Origin of the sequence: Pontibacter actiniarum, from assembly GCF_003585765.1 — a bacterium.
Lineage (GTDB): Bacteria > Bacteroidota > Bacteroidia > Cytophagales > Hymenobacteraceae > Pontibacter > Pontibacter actiniarum.
The window spans coordinates 1,442,753-1,461,389 of record NZ_CP021235.1 but is presented as its reverse complement, the minus strand read 5'-3'; the positions used below and the strand labels follow the sequence as shown (position 1 = coordinate 1,461,389).

Annotated in this window: 18 protein-coding genes and 1 riboswitch; of the genes, 16 read left to right on the top strand and 2 right to left on the bottom strand. The window is 55.3% G+C overall.

What is annotated here, in order from left to right; translation table 11 throughout:
• Positions 1 to 185 precede the first annotated feature (185 nt).
• From CA264_RS21795 to CA264_RS06290, 3 genes are all read left to right on the top strand, one after another.
• On the top strand, positions 186 to 326 hold the full coding sequence (locus CA264_RS21795) for a hypothetical protein (RefSeq protein ID WP_157593653.1): 141 nt from the start codon (positions 186 to 188) through the stop codon (positions 324 to 326).
• A gap of 279 nt (positions 327 to 605) precedes the next feature.
• Positions 606 to 674, top strand: a riboswitch (Fluoride riboswitch).
• Positions 675 to 719: 45 nt separating this feature from the next.
• Complete coding sequence (locus CA264_RS06295; RefSeq protein WP_084196169.1) at positions 720 to 2,063, top strand: voltage-gated chloride channel family protein; 1,344 nt, start codon at positions 720 to 722, stop codon at positions 2,061 to 2,063.
• A gap of 131 nt (positions 2,064 to 2,194) precedes the next feature.
• Positions 2,195 to 3,451 carry an aspartyl protease family protein gene (locus CA264_RS06290; RefSeq protein ID WP_025605561.1) on the top strand — a complete coding sequence of 419 codons (1,257 nt, stop codon included), beginning with the start codon at positions 2,195 to 2,197 and terminating at the stop codon, positions 3,449 to 3,451.
• Between the two features lie 2 nt (positions 3,452 to 3,453).
• On the opposite strand, the gene CA264_RS06285 is transcribed toward CA264_RS06290, so the two are convergent.
• Positions 3,454 to 3,750 carry a hypothetical protein gene (locus CA264_RS06285; RefSeq protein ID WP_025605559.1) on the bottom strand — a complete coding sequence of 99 codons (297 nt, stop codon included), beginning with the start codon at positions 3,748 to 3,750 and terminating at the stop codon, positions 3,454 to 3,456.
• A 601-nt stretch (positions 3,751 to 4,351) separates the two neighbouring features.
• Between CA264_RS06285 and CA264_RS06280 the strand changes: the two genes are divergently transcribed.
• From CA264_RS06280 to argH, 8 genes are all read left to right on the top strand, one after another.
• Positions 4,352 to 5,026 (top strand): N-acetyltransferase, encoded by a 675-nt coding sequence (locus tag CA264_RS06280; RefSeq protein WP_025605557.1) that lies wholly within the window; start codon positions 4,352 to 4,354, stop codon positions 5,024 to 5,026.
• A 30-nt stretch (positions 5,027 to 5,056) separates the two neighbouring features.
• Positions 5,057 to 6,259 (top strand): argininosuccinate synthase, encoded by a 1,203-nt coding sequence (locus CA264_RS06275; RefSeq protein WP_025605555.1) that lies wholly within the window; start codon positions 5,057 to 5,059, stop codon positions 6,257 to 6,259.
• A complete protein-coding gene (gene argC / locus CA264_RS06270; protein ID WP_025605553.1) occupies positions 6,247 to 7,251 on the top strand; it encodes an N-acetyl-gamma-glutamyl-phosphate reductase in 1,005 nt (334 codons plus the stop codon). The genes CA264_RS06275 and argC overlap by 13 nt, the downstream gene beginning before the upstream one ends.
• Before the next feature lie 87 nt (positions 7,252 to 7,338).
• Positions 7,339 to 8,493, top strand: a complete 1,155-nt coding sequence (locus tag CA264_RS06265) for an aspartate aminotransferase family protein (protein ID WP_025605551.1) — start codon at positions 7,339 to 7,341, stop codon at positions 8,491 to 8,493.
• Positions 8,493 to 9,443 carry a Rossmann-fold NAD(P)-binding domain-containing protein gene (locus tag CA264_RS06260; RefSeq protein WP_025605549.1) on the top strand — a complete coding sequence of 317 codons (951 nt, stop codon included), beginning with the start codon at positions 8,493 to 8,495 and terminating at the stop codon, positions 9,441 to 9,443. Before CA264_RS06265 ends, CA264_RS06260 begins: the two co-directional genes overlap by 1 nt.
• A gap of 99 nt (positions 9,444 to 9,542) precedes the next feature.
• A complete protein-coding gene (argB, locus tag CA264_RS06255; RefSeq protein WP_025605547.1) occupies positions 9,543 to 10,331 on the top strand; it encodes an acetylglutamate kinase in 789 nt (262 codons plus the stop codon).
• Entirely contained in the window at positions 10,331 to 11,407 is a 1,077-nt protein-coding gene (locus CA264_RS06250; protein WP_025605545.1) for a M20 family metallo-hydrolase, read from the top strand. The genes argB and CA264_RS06250 overlap by 1 nt, the downstream gene beginning before the upstream one ends.
• A 49-nt stretch (positions 11,408 to 11,456) precedes the next feature.
• Complete coding sequence (argH, locus tag CA264_RS06245) at positions 11,457 to 12,794, top strand: argininosuccinate lyase (RefSeq protein WP_025605544.1); 1,338 nt, start codon at positions 11,457 to 11,459, stop codon at positions 12,792 to 12,794.
• Between the two features lie 21 nt (positions 12,795 to 12,815).
• On the opposite strand, the gene CA264_RS06240 is transcribed toward argH, so the two are convergent.
• A complete protein-coding gene (locus tag CA264_RS06240; protein WP_025605543.1) occupies positions 12,816 to 13,502 on the bottom strand; it encodes an MCP four helix bundle domain-containing protein in 687 nt (228 codons plus the stop codon).
• Positions 13,503 to 13,684: 182 nt separating this feature from the next.
• Between CA264_RS06240 and CA264_RS06235 the strand changes: the two genes are divergently transcribed.
• The 5 genes from CA264_RS06235 to CA264_RS22430 all read left to right on the top strand — a co-directional run bounded on the left by CA264_RS06235 (position 13,685) and on the right by CA264_RS22430 (position 18,620).
• Complete coding sequence (locus CA264_RS06235; RefSeq protein ID WP_025605541.1) at positions 13,685 to 14,407, top strand: hypothetical protein; 723 nt, start codon at positions 13,685 to 13,687, stop codon at positions 14,405 to 14,407.
• Between the two features lie 3 nt (positions 14,408 to 14,410).
• Positions 14,411 to 15,886, top strand: a complete 1,476-nt coding sequence (locus CA264_RS06230; RefSeq protein ID WP_025605540.1) for a RimK family protein — start codon at positions 14,411 to 14,413, stop codon at positions 15,884 to 15,886.
• Positions 15,879 to 17,126 carry a carboxylate-amine ligase gene (locus tag CA264_RS06225; protein ID WP_025605539.1) on the top strand — a complete coding sequence of 416 codons (1,248 nt, stop codon included), beginning with the start codon at positions 15,879 to 15,881 and terminating at the stop codon, positions 17,124 to 17,126. Before CA264_RS06230 ends, CA264_RS06225 begins: the two co-directional genes overlap by 8 nt.
• Complete coding sequence (locus tag CA264_RS06220) at positions 17,120 to 17,848, top strand: N-formylglutamate amidohydrolase (RefSeq protein ID WP_025605537.1); 729 nt, start codon at positions 17,120 to 17,122, stop codon at positions 17,846 to 17,848. Before CA264_RS06225 ends, CA264_RS06220 begins: the two co-directional genes overlap by 7 nt.
• Before the next feature lie 142 nt (positions 17,849 to 17,990).
• On the top strand, positions 17,991 to 18,620 hold the full coding sequence (locus CA264_RS22430; RefSeq protein ID WP_335682490.1) for a YqaE/Pmp3 family membrane protein: 630 nt from the start codon (positions 17,991 to 17,993) through the stop codon (positions 18,618 to 18,620).
• Positions 18,621 to 18,637 lie beyond the last annotated feature (17 nt).

The window sequence follows — 18,637 nt, the reverse complement described above, 5'->3', positions numbered from 1 at the left end:
GGCATTTGCGTATATATTAGCTGAGTTCAATTTAAGCGGCACGCTTTATTGCCTTCCTGCCCGGGAGGCAAGGCTACCCATAAGGGCGTGCAAACGCGTGTTTCCTTTGGACTAAGTATGGCAGCTGTTTGAACACAAAAATAGTTAAGGGTAAAACCGGATGACCTCGTGTAAAAAATTGGCGGATGCTCTTCCTCAAATACACGCTACCGGTGTCGGTTCACGAAAAATTTAAGTGGTTTAACGTAATTTTACTCCTGATAGATGCCTTTAAGATAACCATGCGGCAGGAGAGGAAGAGAAACAGCGACTGCTACTGCTACTAGAACAGCCACAGCCGGACGGGCACAAAATCGCAGAAGTACGATCGAACTATAGAAGGCTTTAAAACAACAGCTGCGGTGCAGGAGCAGGAGGGAAGAGGCTACATCAAAAATACGCGACCGCACGACCTACAGAAAAAGTGCTTCCCAGCGCGTGTCAGACAAAAGACCAAATATAAAAAGCAATTCTCCCGGAAGCCTTTCCTATGAGAACCTTGCCAATGGACGCTGCAGCAAGGAGCACGGAGAGCGCTTGCATTTTTTAGCTGCTTTTACTACGTTTGCCGACAAGGTGATGGGGTACCACCTGGAACCGCCTGCTCCGGCAGCGCTGATGACTCCTGGCGAAAGGCACTAACATATAGAGGCCTTCGTGTATATTTGCCATCAGCTGCCATGAAAAACAACACACCGTCTCCCTTCAAATCAAACCTGAAGCACTTGCTGCGCCGCGCACTCTCTGCCAGCGAACAAGCCACAGCTGTTCTTTACCTCCTAAAATGGCTGCTCATCTGCGTGCTCGTGGGTGTGCTGGCAGGTTCCGCCTCTGCATTTTTTCTCGTTTCCCTGGGCTGGGTAACTGCCTACCGCGAGGCCCACACCTGGATTATCGCATTCCTGCCTTTGGGCGGGCTGGCCATAGGCTTGCTGTACCACTACTACGGTGGGCGGGCCAACGGGGGCAATAACCTGCTGCTGGAGGAGATTCACCGGCCCCGAAAGGTGGTGCCGTTTAAGATGGCGCCCCTGGTTTTCGCGGGCACGCTGGTGACGCACCTTTTCGGAGGATCTGCCGGGCGTGAGGGCACCGCTGTGCAAATGGGCGGCACTGTGGCCGACCAGTTCAGCTATCTTTTCCGCCTGCGCCCCCGCGACCGGAAACTGCTGCTCATCGCCGGCATCAGCGCGGGTTTCTCCTCGCTCTTTGGCACGCCCCTGGCCGGTGCCGTTTTCGGCCTGGAAGTGTTCGTGCTGGGGCGGATTCGGTATGAAGCGCTGCTGCCCAGTTTTTTAGCAGCCGTTGTGGCCAATTATACCTGCCTGGCCTGGGGCGTAGGGCACACGCACTACAGTATTCCTTTTGTACCTCCGCTAACAGCCTCTGGCATTGGCTATACCCTGGCAGCCGGGGCTGTTTTTGGCCTGGCGGGCATGGCTTTCGCCAAAACGACCTCCTTTTTCACCAAGCAGTTTAAGCAGCAGGTGGCGTTTGCTCCGTATCGCCCGCTTGTTGGCGGGGCTGTGGTGGCAGCCACCGTGTGGCTGATGGGTACAACTAAGTATATTGGCCTGGGCCTGCCTACCATCATAAACGCGTTTGAGCAGCCCTTGCCTTGGTACGACAGCGCCGTAAAACTCGTACTCACCGCGTTTACCCTGGGGGCTGGCTTTAAAGGGGGAGAGGTAACGCCGCTCTTTTACACCGGGGCGACACTCGGCAATGCACTCTCCGGAGCCATTCCGCTGCCGGTGGCGCTGTTGGCGGGTATGGGCTTTGTGGCCGTGTTCTCAGGGGCCACCAACACACCGCTTACCTGCACCATTATGGCGATCGAACTCTTTGGGGCAGGCAGCGCGGAGTACATGGCGCTGGCATGCGTCACTGCCTACCTTTTCTCCGGGCACTCCGGCATCTACGGCTCCCAGATCATCGGTTCTCCCAAACACATGTTCTACGGGCGCCTTAAAGGAAAAACACTCACCGCAGCCAGAGACGCACAGGCAAAAAAAACGCGATAACTGCACGCGCAACCAAGGATTGCTACAGGCTAATCAGCTACAGTTCAAGTATGAAGCGTAAATAAATTGTAAGATTTGCGTATAGAACTTGTAGTATTATTAGCGTACCTCACGCTGCAAAGCAATCCCCTATGAGAAAAGCTGGTTTTTTAACACTGCTTTGGCTTTGTATCACACTGCTTCCGCAGGGCCTGCAGGCGCAAGAGCAGCCGCTGTATGAAACAGACACGGTTTATTTCACTGCCAACCGTAAAAAGATATCCATTCCCTTTCAGCTGGTACACAACCTCATCATCATTCCCGTTCAAATCAACAACTCTCAGCCCCTCAATTTTATACTTGATTCCGGTGTACGAAACACGATTGTCACCAAATTGTATTATTCAGACTCACTGGACCTGAAAGAGGCAGACATTATCACGCTGCAGGGCTTGGGAAACGGCTACTCCATAGATGCCTACTACAGCACAGGTAACAACATGTTTTTGCCCGGCATACGGGGCGACAACCACACCGTTTATGTGCTGCTGGAAGATGTTTTCGATCTTTCTACCCGCATGGGCATGCCCGTGCACGGGATAATCGGCTACGACATTTTCAAGAACTTCATCGTTAAGGTAAACTATAACCGTAAGCTACTAACACTTTACAGGCCTGACTACAACATTAAAAAGAAAAGAAGGGCAGAAGAGTACCCTTTGCTTATTGAGGGGACCAAGCCATACTTGTTTGGCACCGTGGAGCAGCACAACGGGGACACCCTCGGCGTTAAGCTGATTGTAGACACGGGAGCCAGCCACTCACTGTCGCTGTACCTGCCCACGCACAAACAGCTCTCGCTCCCGCCCAAGGTCGTGGAGGCTTACCTGGGGCGCGGCCTCAGCGGAGACATACACGGGAAAATAGGACGTTTAAAAGCATTTAAGCTGGGCAGGCACGAACTGCAGAACCTGACTACCTCTTACCCCGACGAGGAGGGTATTCGGCTGGCCCTCAACGTTGCAGACCGCAACGGGAACCTCGGCTCCGATATACTAAAGCGGTTCACAGTGATTTTTGACTACCCGCACAAGCGCATGATGCTCCTCCCGAACCACCGCTACAAGGAACCCTTCAGCTATAACATGGCTGGGTTTGAAGTTAGCACGCCCCTGCCAGGCACTAATTTCTATATCGTATCCAACGTGGTCGACAATTCTGCGGCGAAGCGGGTGGGGGTGAAGTCCGGCGACCAGCTCCTGTCCATCAACGGCCGCGACTGCAGAGAGCTGCCGCTTCAGGAACTACTGGAACTGCTGGAAAGCAGGCCCGGCCGCAAGCTGCGCCTGCGCCTGAAACGCTCCCAGGAAGTCATACGGGTAGACTTTGTACTGCAAAGCCGCATCTAAAGCTAGTGGGCGGCGCCAGCCCCGGCAGACTGCATGTCCAGAAATATCTGTAGCCCCAGTAGCAAAACAGCCAGAACGATGAGGAAAATGGCAGTATATAACCGCATTTTAGGAACAGGCTTGCTGTAGACGTTACCATTCTCATCCACCTGCTTAAACCTCAGGTCAGACAGGATCAGGCCGTTCCCGAAGCTCAGCCAGATGGCCGCCGTTAAGGCTTCGCGGGTCACAAAAAGGGAAACCATCCCGATGGCCGAGAAAAGTATACCGATAATTACTCTGATCGAAAGATTTTTCATGCTTGTACGCTGCTGCTGTGGCACCTCCCCAACGAGGAGCCTTTAACAGCGCGCAATTTACATCTTTTGCGGCAGATCAGACACCGGCTGTACTATAAGAGTTGGTTGCCAAATTGATTTTAAGCAGCATCAGGTACAGCACACGATGTTTAAACTAGCATATTTAAGCCCGCATCTATAAATATTTAAAGAAATTTAGCGCTATACTTGTAATATACTAAACTATTCCGCAACCTTTGCACTGCACATAAGGGTATACGAAAGCCCACTTTGTAACTATTGAAATGAAAAAAAAGGCGACTTTATCATCAGACATGATAAAACACACTCCGGCCACGGGGCGTGCGACTTTTTCTGCCTTTTCTACGGAGGTAGTTTTTAGGGCCATGATAGCTGTGGTCCGCTACAGGCGCTAGCCTGCAGCTTTACCGACTGCCTATGCGGTAGTCATCACTCCATCTTTTTCCTGAATCCCGAGTTTTGTGGCAAGGCCTTGGCTTTTGCCGCAGACTGATGCATTCATCGTCTTTTTTCTGGTCAAATTATTTAACGCTGATATCTAGGCTGTGCCGTCTCAGCACAGACATGCTTTTCTATAACAATGGATCAACCTGCATTCGTCGTAACAGTTGCCAACGAGCAACACCTAATCCATGCGCTGCAAATCTGCAACGAGATGGAGTCTTCGGCCAAGGCGCGCGGTACTGGTATCGCCAAACGCTCACCGGATTACATTGCCCAGAAGATGCTGGAGGGCAAGGCCGTTATTGCCCTGCACAGCGATGGCACCTGGGCCGGTTTCTGCTACATCGAAACCTGGGGGCATGGTAAGTACGTCGCCAACTCGGGCCTGATCGTTTCGCCGGAGCTGCGCAAGAGCGGCCTGGCGCGCCAGATAAAGCAGAAGATATTCGAACTGTCGCGCACCAAATACCCGGACGCCAAGATTTTCGGCCTGACCACAGCTTTGGCGGTGATGCGCATTAACTCTGGGCTGGGCTACACGCCGGTTACATACTCGGAGTTGACGGACGATGAGGAGTTCTGGAAAGGCTGCCGCAGCTGCGTTAACTTTGAGATCCTGCAAAGCAAGAACCGTACAAACTGCCTCTGCACCGCCATGCTCTACGACCCGGCCAAGGAGAAGGACTTTATGGCGCTGCCGGTAGTGGAAAAGAAGGCGGCGCAGAAGCAGAGCAGCGTGAACGAGCGCTGGCTGCGCCACCGCCAGAAGCCGGGCTTTAACGCGCCGGAGATGAGCGCGGCACAAGTATAAACAGCAACATTAGCAAGTATAAATAAAGAAATGAAGAAAGTAGTTTTAGCCTTTAGCGGCGGCCTCGACACCTCTTACTGCGCCATTTACCTGGCACAGGAGCTTGGCCTGGAAGTATACTCAGCCATTGTAGACACAGGCGGTTTCTCGGAAGAGGAGCTGAAAGAAATAGAGCGCAGGGCCTATGCTATGGGCGTAAAACAGCACACCCACCTAAACGAAACGCAGCATTTCTACAACAGCTGTATCCGCTACCTGGTGTTCGGCAACATCCTGAAAAACAACACTTACCCGCTAAGTGTAAGCGCAGAGCGCGTAACGCAGGCCATTGCCATCGCCAACCATGCTAAAAGTGTAGGAGCCGATTTCGTGGCGCACGGCAGCACCGGGGCCGGCAACGACCAGGTTCGTTTCGACATGATATTCCAGGCCCTGATCCCGGAGGTGGAGATTATCACGCCAATCCGCGACAAAAAGCTTTCGCGCGAGGAGGAAATCACCTACCTGAAGGAGCACGGCGTGGAGATGGACTTCCAGAAAGCCCAGTACTCCATTAACAAAGGCATCTGGGGCACATCGGTAGGGGGCAAGGAGACCTTAACCTCACACCTGCCACTGCCGGATGAGGCTTACCCGACCCAGCTGAGCAAGCATGAGCCCGAGCGTGTGACACTGCACTTTGAGAAAGGCGAACTGGTAAGCGTAAACGACCAGAAGTTCGGCACGCCGGTACAGGCGATACAGCACCTGCAGGAGCTGGCCGCGCCCTTTGCCATTGGCCGCGACATCCACGTGGGCGACACCATTATTGGCATTAAAGGCCGAGTAGGCTTTGAGGCAGCTGCCCCAATGGTGATCATCAAGGCACACCACACCTTGGAAAAACACGTGCTAACTAAATGGCAGCTGTACTGGAAAGACCAGCTTTCGGCCTGGTACGGCAACTGGCTGCACGAGGGCCAGCTGCTCGACCCGACCATGCGCAACATAGAGGCGTTCCTGGAGAGCACGCAGCAAAACGTAACGGGCAAAGTGTTTGTGCTGCTGGCGCCTTACCGCTTCCAGGTGGAGGGCATCGAGAGCAAGCACGACCTGATGAGCGACAAATTCGGAAGCTACGGAGAGATGAACCGTGCCTGGACTTCGGATGACGTGAAAGGCTTCGCCAAGATCTTCGGCAACCAGACCAAACTGTACAACAGCGTAAACAGCACACCGGAATGGGCGGAGTAAGTATAAAAGCAGGCATCGTGGGCGGGGCCGGGTATACCGGCGGCGAACTGCTTCGCCTGCTGCTCAACCACCCGAACGCAGAGGTTGCCTTTGTTCACAGCAACAGCCAGGCGGGCAAGCCGGTATACGCCACGCACACAGACCTGCTCGGCGACACGGACCTGCACTTTGCCGATGTGCTGGAGCAGGACGTGGACGTGCTGTTTCTGTGCGTGGGCCACGGTGCCGCCAAGCAGTTTTTGGAGGCGCAGCAGCTACAGCCAAGTATAAAAATCATTGACCTAAGCCAGGACTTCCGATGGAATGAAAGCTTGAGAGGAGAGGTGGTAAACAGCTGTGGCAGAGACTTTGTATACGGCCTGCCAGAGTTGCAGCGCGAGGCGATACAGCAGGCGCAGCACATTGCCAACCCCGGCTGCTTTGCCACGGCCATCCAGCTGGCACTGCTCCCGCTGGCCCAGCAAAACCTGCTGCACGACGAGGTGCACGTAAGCGGCATCACGGGCAGCACCGGGGCCGGGCAAAGCCTGAGCGCAACCTCGCACTACAGCTGGCGCAGCGGCAACATCTCCAACTATAAAGTGCTAGGCCACCAGCACCTGCACGAGATCCGCCGCACCCTGCAGGGGATGCAGCAGCAGGAACTGCCAAGTATAAACTTCGTGCCCTACCGCGGGCCGTTTACCCGCGGCATCCTGTGCACCAGCTATACCCGCTGCAGCCTGAGCCAGGCAGAAGCAGAGGAGCTGTACCACAGTTACTACAGCAGCCACCCCTTTGTGATCATCAGCGGCAGCACGCCGGACCTGAAACAGGTGGTCAACACCAACAAGTGCCTGTTGCACCTGCAGCAGGAAGGCGAATACCTGGTGATCACCAGCATGATTGACAACCTGCTGAAAGGCGCATCAGGCCAGGCCGTGCAAAACATGAACCTGCTGTTCGGGCTGGAAGAACAGGCAGGACTGAAACTAAAGGCTTCAGCATTTTAAAGTATAAATACCTTAAATACACTACTATGTACGTGAAGTATTTTATCTATTGTTTAACTTCTTACATCTAATTATACACACCATACCATGAATGTATTTGATGTTTATCCGCTCTTCGATATAACGCCCGTTCGGGCACAGGGCGCCTATGTCTGGGATGACAAAGGCAATCGCTACCTCGACCTCTACGGCGGCCACGCCGTTATCTCCATCGGTCACAGCCACCCGCATTACGTAAAGCGCATCGCGCGCCAGCTATACGACATCGGCTTTTATTCTAATTCGGTGCAGATGCCCCTGCAGCACGAGCTGGCCGGTAAGCTGGGCCAGCTGAGCGGCTACAGCGACTACAGCCTTTTCCTGTGCAACTCCGGGGCGGAGGCAAACGAGAATGCGCTGAAGCTGGCGTCCTTCCACACCGGTCGCAAAAAAGTCATCGCTTTTAAAGGGGCCTTCCACGGGCGTACTTCCGCAGCCGTGGCCGCCACCGACGACGAGAAGATCCAGGCACCCATCAACAAGACGGATAACATCATCTTCCTTCCGCTTAACAACCTGTCCGCATTCTGCGATGCGCTGCAGGAGCACGGCCCAGAACTGGCCGCCGTGATTGTGGAAGGCATTCAGGGCGTGGGCGGTGTGCAGCTGCCGGAGCCAGCTTTTCTGAAGGCACTGGCTGCCGGCTGCGAGAAAGTGGGCGCTCTCCTGATACTGGACGAGGTACAGTCGGGCTACGGACGCTCGGGTAAATTCTTTGCCCACCAGCACGCAGAGGTAAAGCCGCACCTGATCACCATGGCCAAAGGCATGGGTAACGGCTTCCCGATTGGCGGGGTCTTGATCAGCCCTGAGATAGAGGCAAAGCATGGCATGCTGGGCACCACCTTTGGTGGCAACTACCTGGCCTGCGCCGCTGCACTGGCTGTGCTGGAGGTGCTCAAAGAAGAGAGCCTGATGGCAAACGCCCAGCACGTAGGCAACCGCCTGATGCGAGAGCTGCGTGAGTTACCGGGTGTAAAGGATGTTCGCGGGCAGGGACTGATGATCGGCGTAGAGCTGGACAGACCATGTGCCGGCATCCGAAAGCAGCTGCTGGACGAGTACCAGATCTTCACGGGCTCCTCGTCAGACAAAAACACCCTGCGACTCCTGCCGCCGCTGTGCATCGGCGTGCGCGAGGTAGAGAAGTTCCTGCAGGCTTTCGAAGCCATCCTTTATCAATCTGAACCACAAGCCATCTAATGAAAAAATATACATCTGTGCATGATGTGGCCGACCTGAACCAACTGGTTGAGGAGGCGCAGCACCTGAAAGAAAACCCTTACAAGTACAAAGCCCTGGGCGAGAACAAAACCCTTGGCCTCATATTCCTGAACCCAAGCCTGCGCACGCGCCTGAGCACCCAGAAGGCCGGGCAAAACCTGGGCATGAACGTGATCGTGATGAACCTGGACAAGGAAGGCTGGGCGCTGGAAACGCAGGAGGGAGCCATCATGAACGGCAGCACCGTGGAGCATATCAAGGAGGCTGCCGCCGTGATGGGCGAGTACTGCGATATTATCGGCATCCGCTCGTTTCCTAAGCTGCAGAACCGCGACGAAGACTATAACGAAGAGCTGCTGCAGCAATTTATAAAGTACAGCAAAAAGCCAATCGTGAGCCTGGAGTCGGCCACGCGCCACCCGCTGCAAAGCCTGGCAGACCTGCTTACCATAAGAGAGAACGCGGAGGCCGGCAAGCGGCCGAAAGTTGTGCTGAGCTGGGCACCGCACATCAAGCCAATCCCGCAGTGTGTCGCCAACTCCTTTGCCGAGTGGATGGGGCAGGCCGATGTGGAGCTTGTGATTACGCACCCGGAGGGCTATGAACTGGCCGACGAGTTCACGAAGAATGCCACAGTTACCACGAACCAGCAGGAGGCGCTGCAGGACGCTGATTTCGTGTACGTAAAGAACTGGTCGAGCTACACCAACTACGGCCAGGTGCTTACCGACGGCGAAGGCTGGATGCTGACCAACGAAAAGCTGCAGGTAACCAACAACGCCAAAGTAATGCACTGCCTGCCGGTGCGCCGCAACGTGGAGCTGAGCGACGAAATCTTAGACGGGCCAGCCTCACTGGTGCTACAGCAGGCAAACAACCGCACCTACGCGGCCCAGGCTGTGCTCAAGCGCATGCTGGAGGCGATTTAAGACACTAGACGTTAGACCATAGGTGTAGGTGTAATGGTTCCAAAAACGGATAATCCTATATTGTTTTAAGTCTAACGTCTTTCTTCTAAAACCTCAACTATGATTATAGTAAAAATAGGCGGTAACATCCTGGATAACCCGGCGCGGCTGCAAGCGTTTTTGATTGATTTTGCGCAGCTGGCGGGCCCAAAGCTGCTGGTACACGGCGGGGGCAAGATAGCCTCCGCCACGGGCCAGCGGCTTGGCATCACTCCCAAAATGGTAGAAGGCCGCCGCATTACAGATGCCGAGACGCTGGAACTGGTGACGATGGTGTACGGCGGGCTGGTGAATAAGCAGGTAGTGGCAAAGCTGCAGGCGCTGGGCTGCAACGCCATCGGCCTGACGGGTGCCGACGCCAACATAATTCCGGCCCGGAAGCGCCCTGTTAAAACGATAGACTATGGCTTTGCCGGCGATGTGGATGGCCCGGAAAGTATAAACGCAAAGGCGCTGGAGGCTCTTTTGGAAGCTGGCCTGACGCCCGTGTTTGCCCCGCTCACCCACGATACCCAGGGCAGCATGCTCAACACTAACGCCGACACCATTGCCTCGGTGCTGGCCACGGCGCTGGCCACGGCCTTTACCGTGCAGCTGGTTTACTGCTTCGAGAAGAAAGGTGTGCTGCAGAATGCAGGGGATGATAACGCTGTCATCCCGCACATCAACCAGGACAAGTATAAGGCCCTGAAAGAGGAAGGCGTTGTAAATGCAGGCATGGTGCCGAAGCTGGACAATGCCTTTGCCGCCCTGCAGCAGGGTGTGGCGCAGGTGCTGATCTGTGAGGCGGAATCGCTGCCAAGAATACACACCGGCCACTACAGCGGCACCACCCTAAGCCTGAACTAATGGAGCAGCAAGAACTTTACCAGCAGGCCGTGGCGCTGCTACAGCAGCTCATCAGCACGCCATCCTTTAGTAAGGAGGAGGACAAAACTGCCGCTGTGCTTGCACAGTTCCTGCAGCAGCACGGGGTGGAAGAAGTGCACCAGCAACAACATAACATCTGGGCCTTCAATAAACACTTTAACCCGAACCTGCCCACGCTGCTTCTCAACTCCCACCACGATACCGTAAAGCCAAACTCGGGCTATACCCGGAATCCCTTTGAGCCGAGCATAGAAGAGGGCATCCTTTACGGCCTGGGCAGCAACGATGCAGGCGGTTGCCTTGTCTCGCTTATCGCCACTTTCCTGCACTACTATGCGCGCACGGACCTGAAGTATAACCTGGTGCTGGCAGCTACCGCGGAAGAGGAAATCAGCGGCCGCAACGGCATCGAAAGCATCCTTCCGCAGCTGGGCAAGCTGGATGTTGCCATTGTAGGCGAGCCAACGGAGATGCACCTGGCCGTAGCCGAGAAGGGCCTGCTGGTGCTCGACTGCACCGCCAGGGGCAAAGCAGGTCATGCCGCAAGAGAGGAAGGGATTAACGCGATTTACGAAGCACTGCCGGATATGGCGTGGTTCCGAGACTACAGGTTCGCTCGGGAATCGGAGCACCTGGGCCCGGTGAAAATGAGCGTGACCATGGTGCAGGCGGGCACGCAGCACAACGTAGTGCCGGAAAGCTGTACCTTTACCGTGGATGTGCGCCTGACCGACGCCTATACCATGGAGGAGGTGCTCGAAACAATCAGCCAGCACGTAAAGGCGGAGGTAAATCCCCGCTCCACGCGGCTGAAGCCATCCAGCATCCCGATGGAGCACCCGCTGGTGCAGGCGGGGCTGCGTATGGGGCGCCAAACCTACGGCTCCCCAACCACCTCGGACCAGGCGCTACTGCCCATTCCGTCGCTCAAAATGGGGCCGGGCTTCTCCGGCCGCTCGCATATGGCCGACGAATTCATTCACCTCCACGAAATAGAGGAAGGTATTAAACTTTACATGGAGCTGCTGGATAGGGTGATCGTTCAGAAAGTATAAAACAGAGCGGTTTACGCATCCACAGACTCACTTATTCAACGTTGCAAACATGAAGCTTTGGCAAAAAAGTACGGCAGTAGCCGCTGAGATAGAGAAATTTACTGTTGGGCGCGATGCGGAGCTCGACCTGGAACTGGCGCGCTTCGATGTGCTGGGCTCCCTGGCGCACACGCAGATGCTCCAAAGTATAGGCCTGCTCACGGCCGAAGAGCTGCAGGTGCTGCAGGCGGAACTAAAGCGCATTTACAAAACCGTAGAGGCCGGGGAGTTCGCTATCGAGCCGGGGGTGGAGGACGTTCACTCGCAGGTAGAGCTGGAACTGACGCGCCGGGTGGGAGAGGCAGGCAAGAAGATCCACAGCGGCCGCTCCCGCAACGACCAGGTGCTGGTGGACCTCAAGCTGTACTTCCGCCACCAGCTGCAGGAGGTAGTGCAGGAGGTGCAGGCCCTGTTTGAGGTGCTGCAGGCCCAGAGCGAAAAGTACAAGCACGTGCTGCTGCCCGGCTATACGCACCTGCAGGTGGCCATGCCATCGTCGTTTGGTCTGTGGTTCGGTGCCTATGCCGAGAGCCTGGTAGATGATGTGCAGCTGCTGCTGGCTGCCTACAAAATAGCCGACAAGAACCCGTTGGGTTCTGCTGCCGGCTATGGTTCTTCGTTCCCGCTGAACCGCCAGATGACGACCGATTTACTGGGTTTTGAGGCAATGAACTACAACGTGGTGTATGCGCAGATGGGCCGAGGCAAAACCGAGCGTACCGTGGCAACGGCCTTAGCTGCGGTAGCAGCCACCATGGCCCGCATGAGCATGGACCTGTGCCTGTACATGAGCCAGAACTTCAGCTTTATCACGCTGCCCGACCACCTGACTACCGGCTCCAGCATTATGCCGCACAAGAAGAACCCGGATGTGTTTGAGCTGCTGCGCGGCAAGTGCAACAGGCTTCAGGCCCTGCCAACCGACATCAGCATGCTTCTCATTAACCTGCCCTCCGGCTACCACCGCGAAATGCAGCTGCTGAAGGAGAGCCTGTTCCCGGCATTCCAGGAGCTGAAGAGTTGCCTGCAGATGATGGCTTACATGGCCGAACAGGTGCAGGTGCGGGAGGATATCTTGAAAGATGACAAGTATAAATACCTGTTTAGCGTGGATGCCGTGAACGAGCTGGTACTGCAGGGCACAGCCTTCCGGGATGCCTACAAGGCCGTGGGAGAGCAGATAGAAGCCGGAACGTTTGAAGCACCGGCAGCGGCCACGCACACCCACGAGGGCAGCATCGGCAACCTTTGCAATCAGGAAATAGCCGAACAGATGCAGCAGCTGGTTGACAGCTTTAACTTTGAGCGGGTAGCGAATGCCTATAGCAGCCTGACCGCTGAAGCCTAAGCTAGAAAGAGTTACGCTGCCTTAGTTGAGGTGAAACTTCTGCGGCATAACGTTGCGTAGCTTGCGGGAGGTTTGCATGAGCGTGCCCACCAGCAGGGCCAGAATTACCGCGAGCGCAATAACCAGGTAGGAGAGCACCTTCAACGACTTCATCTGGCGCTCCGCATTGGCGTAGAGCTCGTGTCCCACTTTCTCCTGAAGCTGACTTAGGGCGTGCAGGGGCTCCAGCAGTTGCTGGAACGCCTGTGCGCCTTCTTTTTTGTACATGTCCGTGGCAGCTGGTTTATCGCCGGCGTGGCTACGGGCAAGTATCGCCTGCTGCGTATCCCTGAACTGCCGGTCAGCCTGCAGAAAAGCCTGCAGGTCCTGCTGCTCCTGGCTTGTCAGGTAGGTATGCTTGAACTTGAGCACCAGCGAGTCCAGCTCGGCCTCATTGGCTCGAATTTCCTGCGCCAGCTGCTTCTGCAACGCCGGGTCCTGGCTGAGCAGGTGCTCCTCCACCAGCAGCCTGTTTTGATAGTAGCGCTCCTGCATAGCCGAAATATCGAGCGCCGGCACCAGCCTGTCCTCATACACCGACCGGAACTGCCCGCTCACCTGGGTCATGCTGTAGTTCACAAACCAGTTGGCCAGCACAATGATCAAGAAAACAGCGGCCAGGGCGAGGGCAATTCTATCGCGCTGCTTTATCTGAAAGCTCCAACTCATATCTTTTTGGCTTATCCCCCTGAATATAAGCAATCTAAGCCGCATTTCATAATGCTTTCCGGCACAGGCAGCCTCCTTACCACCGTTGCAGCCTGTAACATCTTTAAATGGTGCAAAAACTTATACCTGCGTGCGCGTATAAAAGGCACAACATTAGAACATTTTAAACAGACTTATTTCTTGTGATCCCAATAAAAATACACACACAGCCAGACGACTCCACCTGCGGGCCAACCAGCCTGCATGCCGTGTACAGGTATTTTAAAGATCCAATTCCTTTGAGCGAGGTGATTAAGGAGGTGCCCTCATTAGACGAAGGCGGTACCCTGGAGGTGCTGCTGGCCTGCCACGCGCTGAAGAGGGGATACCGTGCCCGCATCTACACCTACAACATGTTTATTTTTGACCCGACCTGGGTCAAGCTTAGCAACGAGGAGATCATCCTGAAGCTAGAGGAGCAGCTTCAGTACAAGAAAGGCAGCAAGTTCCACCGCGCCACCCACGCCTACATCGAGTTCCTGCGCCTGGGCGGCGAGCTGCGCTGCCAGGACCTGACCAAGCAGCTCCTGCGCGAGTACTTTGAGCAGGGCATACCGCTGCTAACGGGCCTGAGCGCCACGTACCTGTACCAGAGCGCCCGGGAATTCGGCGACGAAGAAGGTAATTCTGTTTATGATGATGTGCGCGGGCTGCCCATGGGCCATTTCGTCGTGCTCTGCGGCTTTGGGGAAGACCAGAAGTGCATCGTAGTCGCTGACCCATACCGTGAGAACCCTTACTTCAAGGATAACTACTACGAAGTGAAAGCCTCGCACCTGATCAACTCCATCATGCTGGGCATGGCCACCTTTGATGCAAACCTGCTGGCCATTCAGCCCCCGATAAAAGAACCCCTGCTAGACTAAACCATGCGTAAAATAGTTGTTGTTGATTATCCCAAGGATTGGGATGAGGCGATAGAAGACACCGAGGTGGTGGACGCCCAGACTTACCTCACCAACGAGGCCTACACCGACATCCGGAACGCCCGAATCTTTAACCTCTGCCGGTCTTACCGCTACCAGAGCGCCGGCTACTACGTTTCGCTGCTGGCCGAGGCGCGCGGGCACAAGCCGATTCCGAGCGTCACCACCATGCAGGACCTCCGGAGCCCGACCATAGTGCGCGCCATAACGGTTGAAATCGAGAACCTGATTCAGAAGAGCCTGGCGGGGCTGCGCTCCACGAACTTCACCCTGAGCATCTACTTTGGCCAAAACCTGGCGCAGAAGTACGAAAAGCTCTGTAAGGCACTGCACGACCACTTCCAGGCACCGCTCCTGCGTGCGCAGTTTGTGCACAAAGAAGACCACTGGGTACTGCAGAGCATATCGCACGTGCCGATTAACGAAGTGCCGGAAAGCCACTACCAGTACCTGAAGGAGTACGCCAGAGCCTATTTTGCACGCCATCGCTTTTCCGGTGCGCGCATCTCTCGCAAGGCATACGACCTGGCCATACTGGTAGACCCGGCAGAAAAGGCCCCGCCTTCCAACGAGAAAGCCATCCACCATTTTGTGGAGGCCGCCGAAGGCCTGGGCTTCTACACCGAGTTGATTACCAAGGATGACTACCGCCGCCTGCCGGAGTTTGACGCGCTCTTTATAAGGGAGACAACCGCCGTGAACCACCATACCTACCGTTTTGCCCGCAAGGCCTTCGCTGACGGGTTGGTGGTGATAGACGACCCGGTTTCGATTCTCCGCTGCACCAACAAGGTGTACCTGGCCGAGCTGCTGACGAAGGCAAAGGTGCCGATCCCGAAGACCATGATCATCCATAAAGACAACCGAAACCAGGTAGAGGCAGAGCTGGGGCTGCCCTGTGTGCTCAAAAAGCCAGACAGCTCCTTCTCGCAGGGCGTGGTGAAGGCCAAGGATAAGGAAAGCCTAAAGAGGGAGCTCGATGAAATGCTGGACGACTCCGAGCTGATTATTGGGCAGGAGTACACGCCCACCGAATTTGACTGGCGCATCGGCGTGCTGGACAAGCAGCCGCTGTTCGCCTGCAAGTACTACATGGCCAAAGGACACTGGCAGATATACAACTGGAACGGGAAAAAGAAGCAGGATGAGGAGGGAGACGGCGAGGTGATTCCGTTTGAGGAAGTGCCGTTTCATGTGCTGCACACGGCCCTGAAAGCGGCCAACCTGATCGGCAACGGCCTGTATGGCGTGGACCTGAAGGAGATAGACGGCAAGGCCTACGTTATAGAAGTGAACGATAACCCGAGCATTGATGCCGGCGTTGAGGATAAAATCCTGAAAAAGGACCTGTATACCTCCATTATAAAGTCTATCAAACAGCGCATCGACAACCATAAAAACGGCAGAACGAATGAATAAGCCATTGCACCTTTTCGAAGGCTACGGAGTAGAGCTGGAGTACATGATTGTGCACCGCCAAAGCCTGAATGTACTGCCCATTACAGACAAGCTGATTTACGACGAGGTAGGCGCATACCTGTCTGACGTGGAGTTTGGCGACATTGCCTGGAGCAACGAGCTGGTACTGCACGTGGTGGAGCTGAAGACACAGGGGCCGGTGAAGAGTCTGGTGAACCTGGAGCAGCTCTTTCAAAAGCATGTGCAGAAGATTAACCGGATGCTGGAAGAGCACGAGGCCATGCTGCTGCCCACGGGGGCACACCCGCTCATGCACCCCGATACAGACACAAAACTGTGGCCGCACGAGCACAACGCCGTCTACGAAGCCTACAACCGCATCTTCGACTGCCGTGGCCACGGCTGGGCCAACCTGCAAAGCACGCACCTTAACCTGCCCTTCTATAACGATGAGGAGTTTGGCAGGCTGCACGCCGCAATCCGGATGGTGTTGCCTCTGGTGCCTGCCTTAAGCGCCTCCACACCAATACTGGAGGGCAGCATAACAGGAATGGCCGACACACGGCTGGAGGTGTACCGGAAAAACCAGCAAAAGATTCCCAGCATCACCGGCAAAGTGGTGCCGGAGGCGGTGTTTACCAAAGCGGCTTACGAGCAGCAGATCTTCCAGCGAATGTACCGCGATATTGCCCCCTACGACCCGGAGGGCACCCTGCAGGAAGAGTTTCTGAACTCCCGCGGGGCCATTGCCCGCTTTGAGCGCAACACCATTGAGCTGCGCCTGCTGGACATCCAGGAGAGCCCGGTGGCAGACATGGCGGTGCTGCAGGCGGTGGTGGCGGTGGTGCAGGCGCTGATTGCTGAGCGCTGGGCTACCCTCCAGGAGCTGATGCTGTGGCAGGAAGACCGGCTTGCGGAGATACTTTTGGAGGTGATACAAAAAGGGCAAAAGGCCGTTATCACTGACCGGGAGTTTATGCGCACCTTTGGTTACGCCTGTGAGGGCAGCTGTACCGCCGGTGAGCTGTGGCAGTACCTGGTGCAGGAAACCCTGGAGCTGGAGGAGCAGCCAGCAGTTGCCCAAGCCATCCACATCATCGTGTCGCGCGGCAACCTCTCCAGCCGCATATTGGAGGCCCTGGGGCCTGCCCCCACAGCAGAACAGATTACCAAAGTATACCGCCAGCTGGCCGCGTGCCTGCAGCAAGGCGGAGTGTTTCTTCCCGATAAAGCATGCTAAGACTCATACTAACCTGTGAACATGGCGGCAACACCATCCCCGCCGCTTATCAAGATCTATTCACCCACGAAGAGGAGCTACTGCAGTCGCACCGGGGCTACGACCCCGGCGCCCTAGAGCTGTTCGGGCACCTGCAGGAGCTGGCCGACAAGAGTTTCTCTGCCACCACCTCCCGGCTACTGGTGGAGCTGAACCGCTCCCCGGGGCATAAAGATGTTTTCTCGGAGATCACCAGGCCCTTGCCGGAGCAGGAGAAAGAGAAACTGCTGCGCCAGTACTACATACCCTACCGGGAGCAGGTAGAGGGCCTGATACATGATTTTGTAATGGCGGGGCGACGCGTGCTGCACATTGCGGTGCATACCTTTACCCCGGAGCTGGACGGCGAGAAGCGCGAGGCAGACATAGGCTTGCTCTATGACCCGAAGCGGGAGGGGGAGAAAACCTTTAGCAGAGCTTGGAAAAAGATGCTGCAGGAGCAGGACGAGAAGCTGCTCGTGCGCTACAATTATCCGTACCTGGGCATCTCAGATGGGTTTCCTACGTATCTTCGCCGTAAATTTGCAGACGGCCAGTACATGGGGATCGAGCTGGAGGTGAACCAGAAGTTCCTGCAAGGCCCACCGGAGCGGTGGGAGCAGGTGCTGCAGGCGCTAAAACAAAGCCTGGCACAGCTCATGCTTATCCACCGAAAGACCAGAAACGGAGAGGCAGGAACCTAAAAACAAGCAATGGGATAACAAAAAGTGAAAATTTAAAGTATGTTATCAAAAGTTAGCCTTCGGGTGCAGATCGACTGGAGTGAAAGGGCAAAGAAGGTAATGGTAAAGAAATAATCCTTTCAACAATAATTAAACATAAACTATGAAGATCAAGAATTTACTCCATTTAGTTGTTGTACTCGCCCTGGGCCAGTTCCTGTTTTCCTGTAACTCTGCGGAGTACTACAAGTTCTCAGCCGACAAGCCTGAAGCCTACAACACAGTTAAAGCAAAGCCAGCCCCTGAAGCTGTTGAAACGGTTGAGGCCGTTGAGCCAAGCGTAGCAGAGATTGCACTGGCCGCGAACACTGAAAAAGAGCAGCTTGCGAAAGCTGAGCCAGCCCTTGAGGCCAACGCCGCCGCCGCGCCGGCTGTAGCCCCACGCAAGGCCGCAGAGGTAGTAAAGGCACCTACCGCTAAAGAAGAACTGACACTGGAAAAGCGCGAGATGAACGTGACAGAGGCAAAAGCGCTTGCCATGGCCAAGGAGCGTCTGTCTAACATGACAAAGGCGGAGAAGAAAGAGCTGAAGAAAGAGGTGAAAGAAGCCATGCGCCAAGGCGGCTCCCGTACTTCGATAGTTGAGGTAATCCTGGCGATCCTGCTTCCTCCGTTGGCTGTGTTCCTGCACGATGGCATCGGCACGTCCTTCTGGATCAACATCATCCTGACACTGCTCTTCGTGCTGCCTGGTATCATCCACGCCTTACTTGTTGTAACCGACACGATTTAAAGTATACCTTTAACCAA

Bases quoted from the DNA above. Each gene is read 5' to 3' on its own strand.
- CA264_RS06225 (WP_025605539.1), top strand. From the start codon at position 15,879: ATGAATAAGCCATTGCACCTTTTCGAAGGCTACGGAGTAGAGCTGGAG.
- CA264_RS06295 (WP_084196169.1), top strand. From the start codon at position 720: ATGAAAAACAACACACCGTCTCCCTTCAAATCAAACCTGAAGCACTTG.
- argC (WP_025605553.1), top strand. From the start codon at position 6,247: ATGGGCGGAGTAAGTATAAAAGCAGGCATCGTGGGCGGGGCCGGGTAT.
- CA264_RS06240 (WP_025605543.1), bottom strand. From the start codon at position 13,502: ATGAGTTGGAGCTTTCAGATAAAGCAGCGCGATAGAATTGCCCTCGCC.
- CA264_RS06290 (WP_025605561.1), top strand. From the start codon at position 2,195: ATGAGAAAAGCTGGTTTTTTAACACTGCTTTGGCTTTGTATCACACTG.
- argH (WP_025605544.1), top strand. From the start codon at position 11,457: ATGAAGCTTTGGCAAAAAAGTACGGCAGTAGCCGCTGAGATAGAGAAA.
- CA264_RS21795 (WP_157593653.1), top strand. From the start codon at position 186: ATGCTCTTCCTCAAATACACGCTACCGGTGTCGGTTCACGAAAAATTT.
- argB (WP_025605547.1), top strand. From the start codon at position 9,543: ATGATTATAGTAAAAATAGGCGGTAACATCCTGGATAACCCGGCGCGG.
- CA264_RS22430 (WP_335682490.1), top strand. From the start codon at position 17,991: ATGAAGATCAAGAATTTACTCCATTTAGTTGTTGTACTCGCCCTGGGC.
- CA264_RS06280 (WP_025605557.1), top strand. From the start codon at position 4,352: ATGGATCAACCTGCATTCGTCGTAACAGTTGCCAACGAGCAACACCTA.
- CA264_RS06250 (WP_025605545.1), top strand. From the start codon at position 10,331: ATGGAGCAGCAAGAACTTTACCAGCAGGCCGTGGCGCTGCTACAGCAG.
- CA264_RS06260 (WP_025605549.1), top strand. From the start codon at position 8,493: ATGAAAAAATATACATCTGTGCATGATGTGGCCGACCTGAACCAACTG.
- CA264_RS06220 (WP_025605537.1), top strand. From the start codon at position 17,120: ATGCTAAGACTCATACTAACCTGTGAACATGGCGGCAACACCATCCCC.
- CA264_RS06275 (WP_025605555.1), top strand. From the start codon at position 5,057: ATGAAGAAAGTAGTTTTAGCCTTTAGCGGCGGCCTCGACACCTCTTAC.
- CA264_RS06230 (WP_025605540.1), top strand. From the start codon at position 14,411: ATGCGTAAAATAGTTGTTGTTGATTATCCCAAGGATTGGGATGAGGCG.
- CA264_RS06265 (WP_025605551.1), top strand. From the start codon at position 7,339: ATGAATGTATTTGATGTTTATCCGCTCTTCGATATAACGCCCGTTCGG.
- CA264_RS06285 (WP_025605559.1), bottom strand. From the start codon at position 3,750: ATGAAAAATCTTTCGATCAGAGTAATTATCGGTATACTTTTCTCGGCC.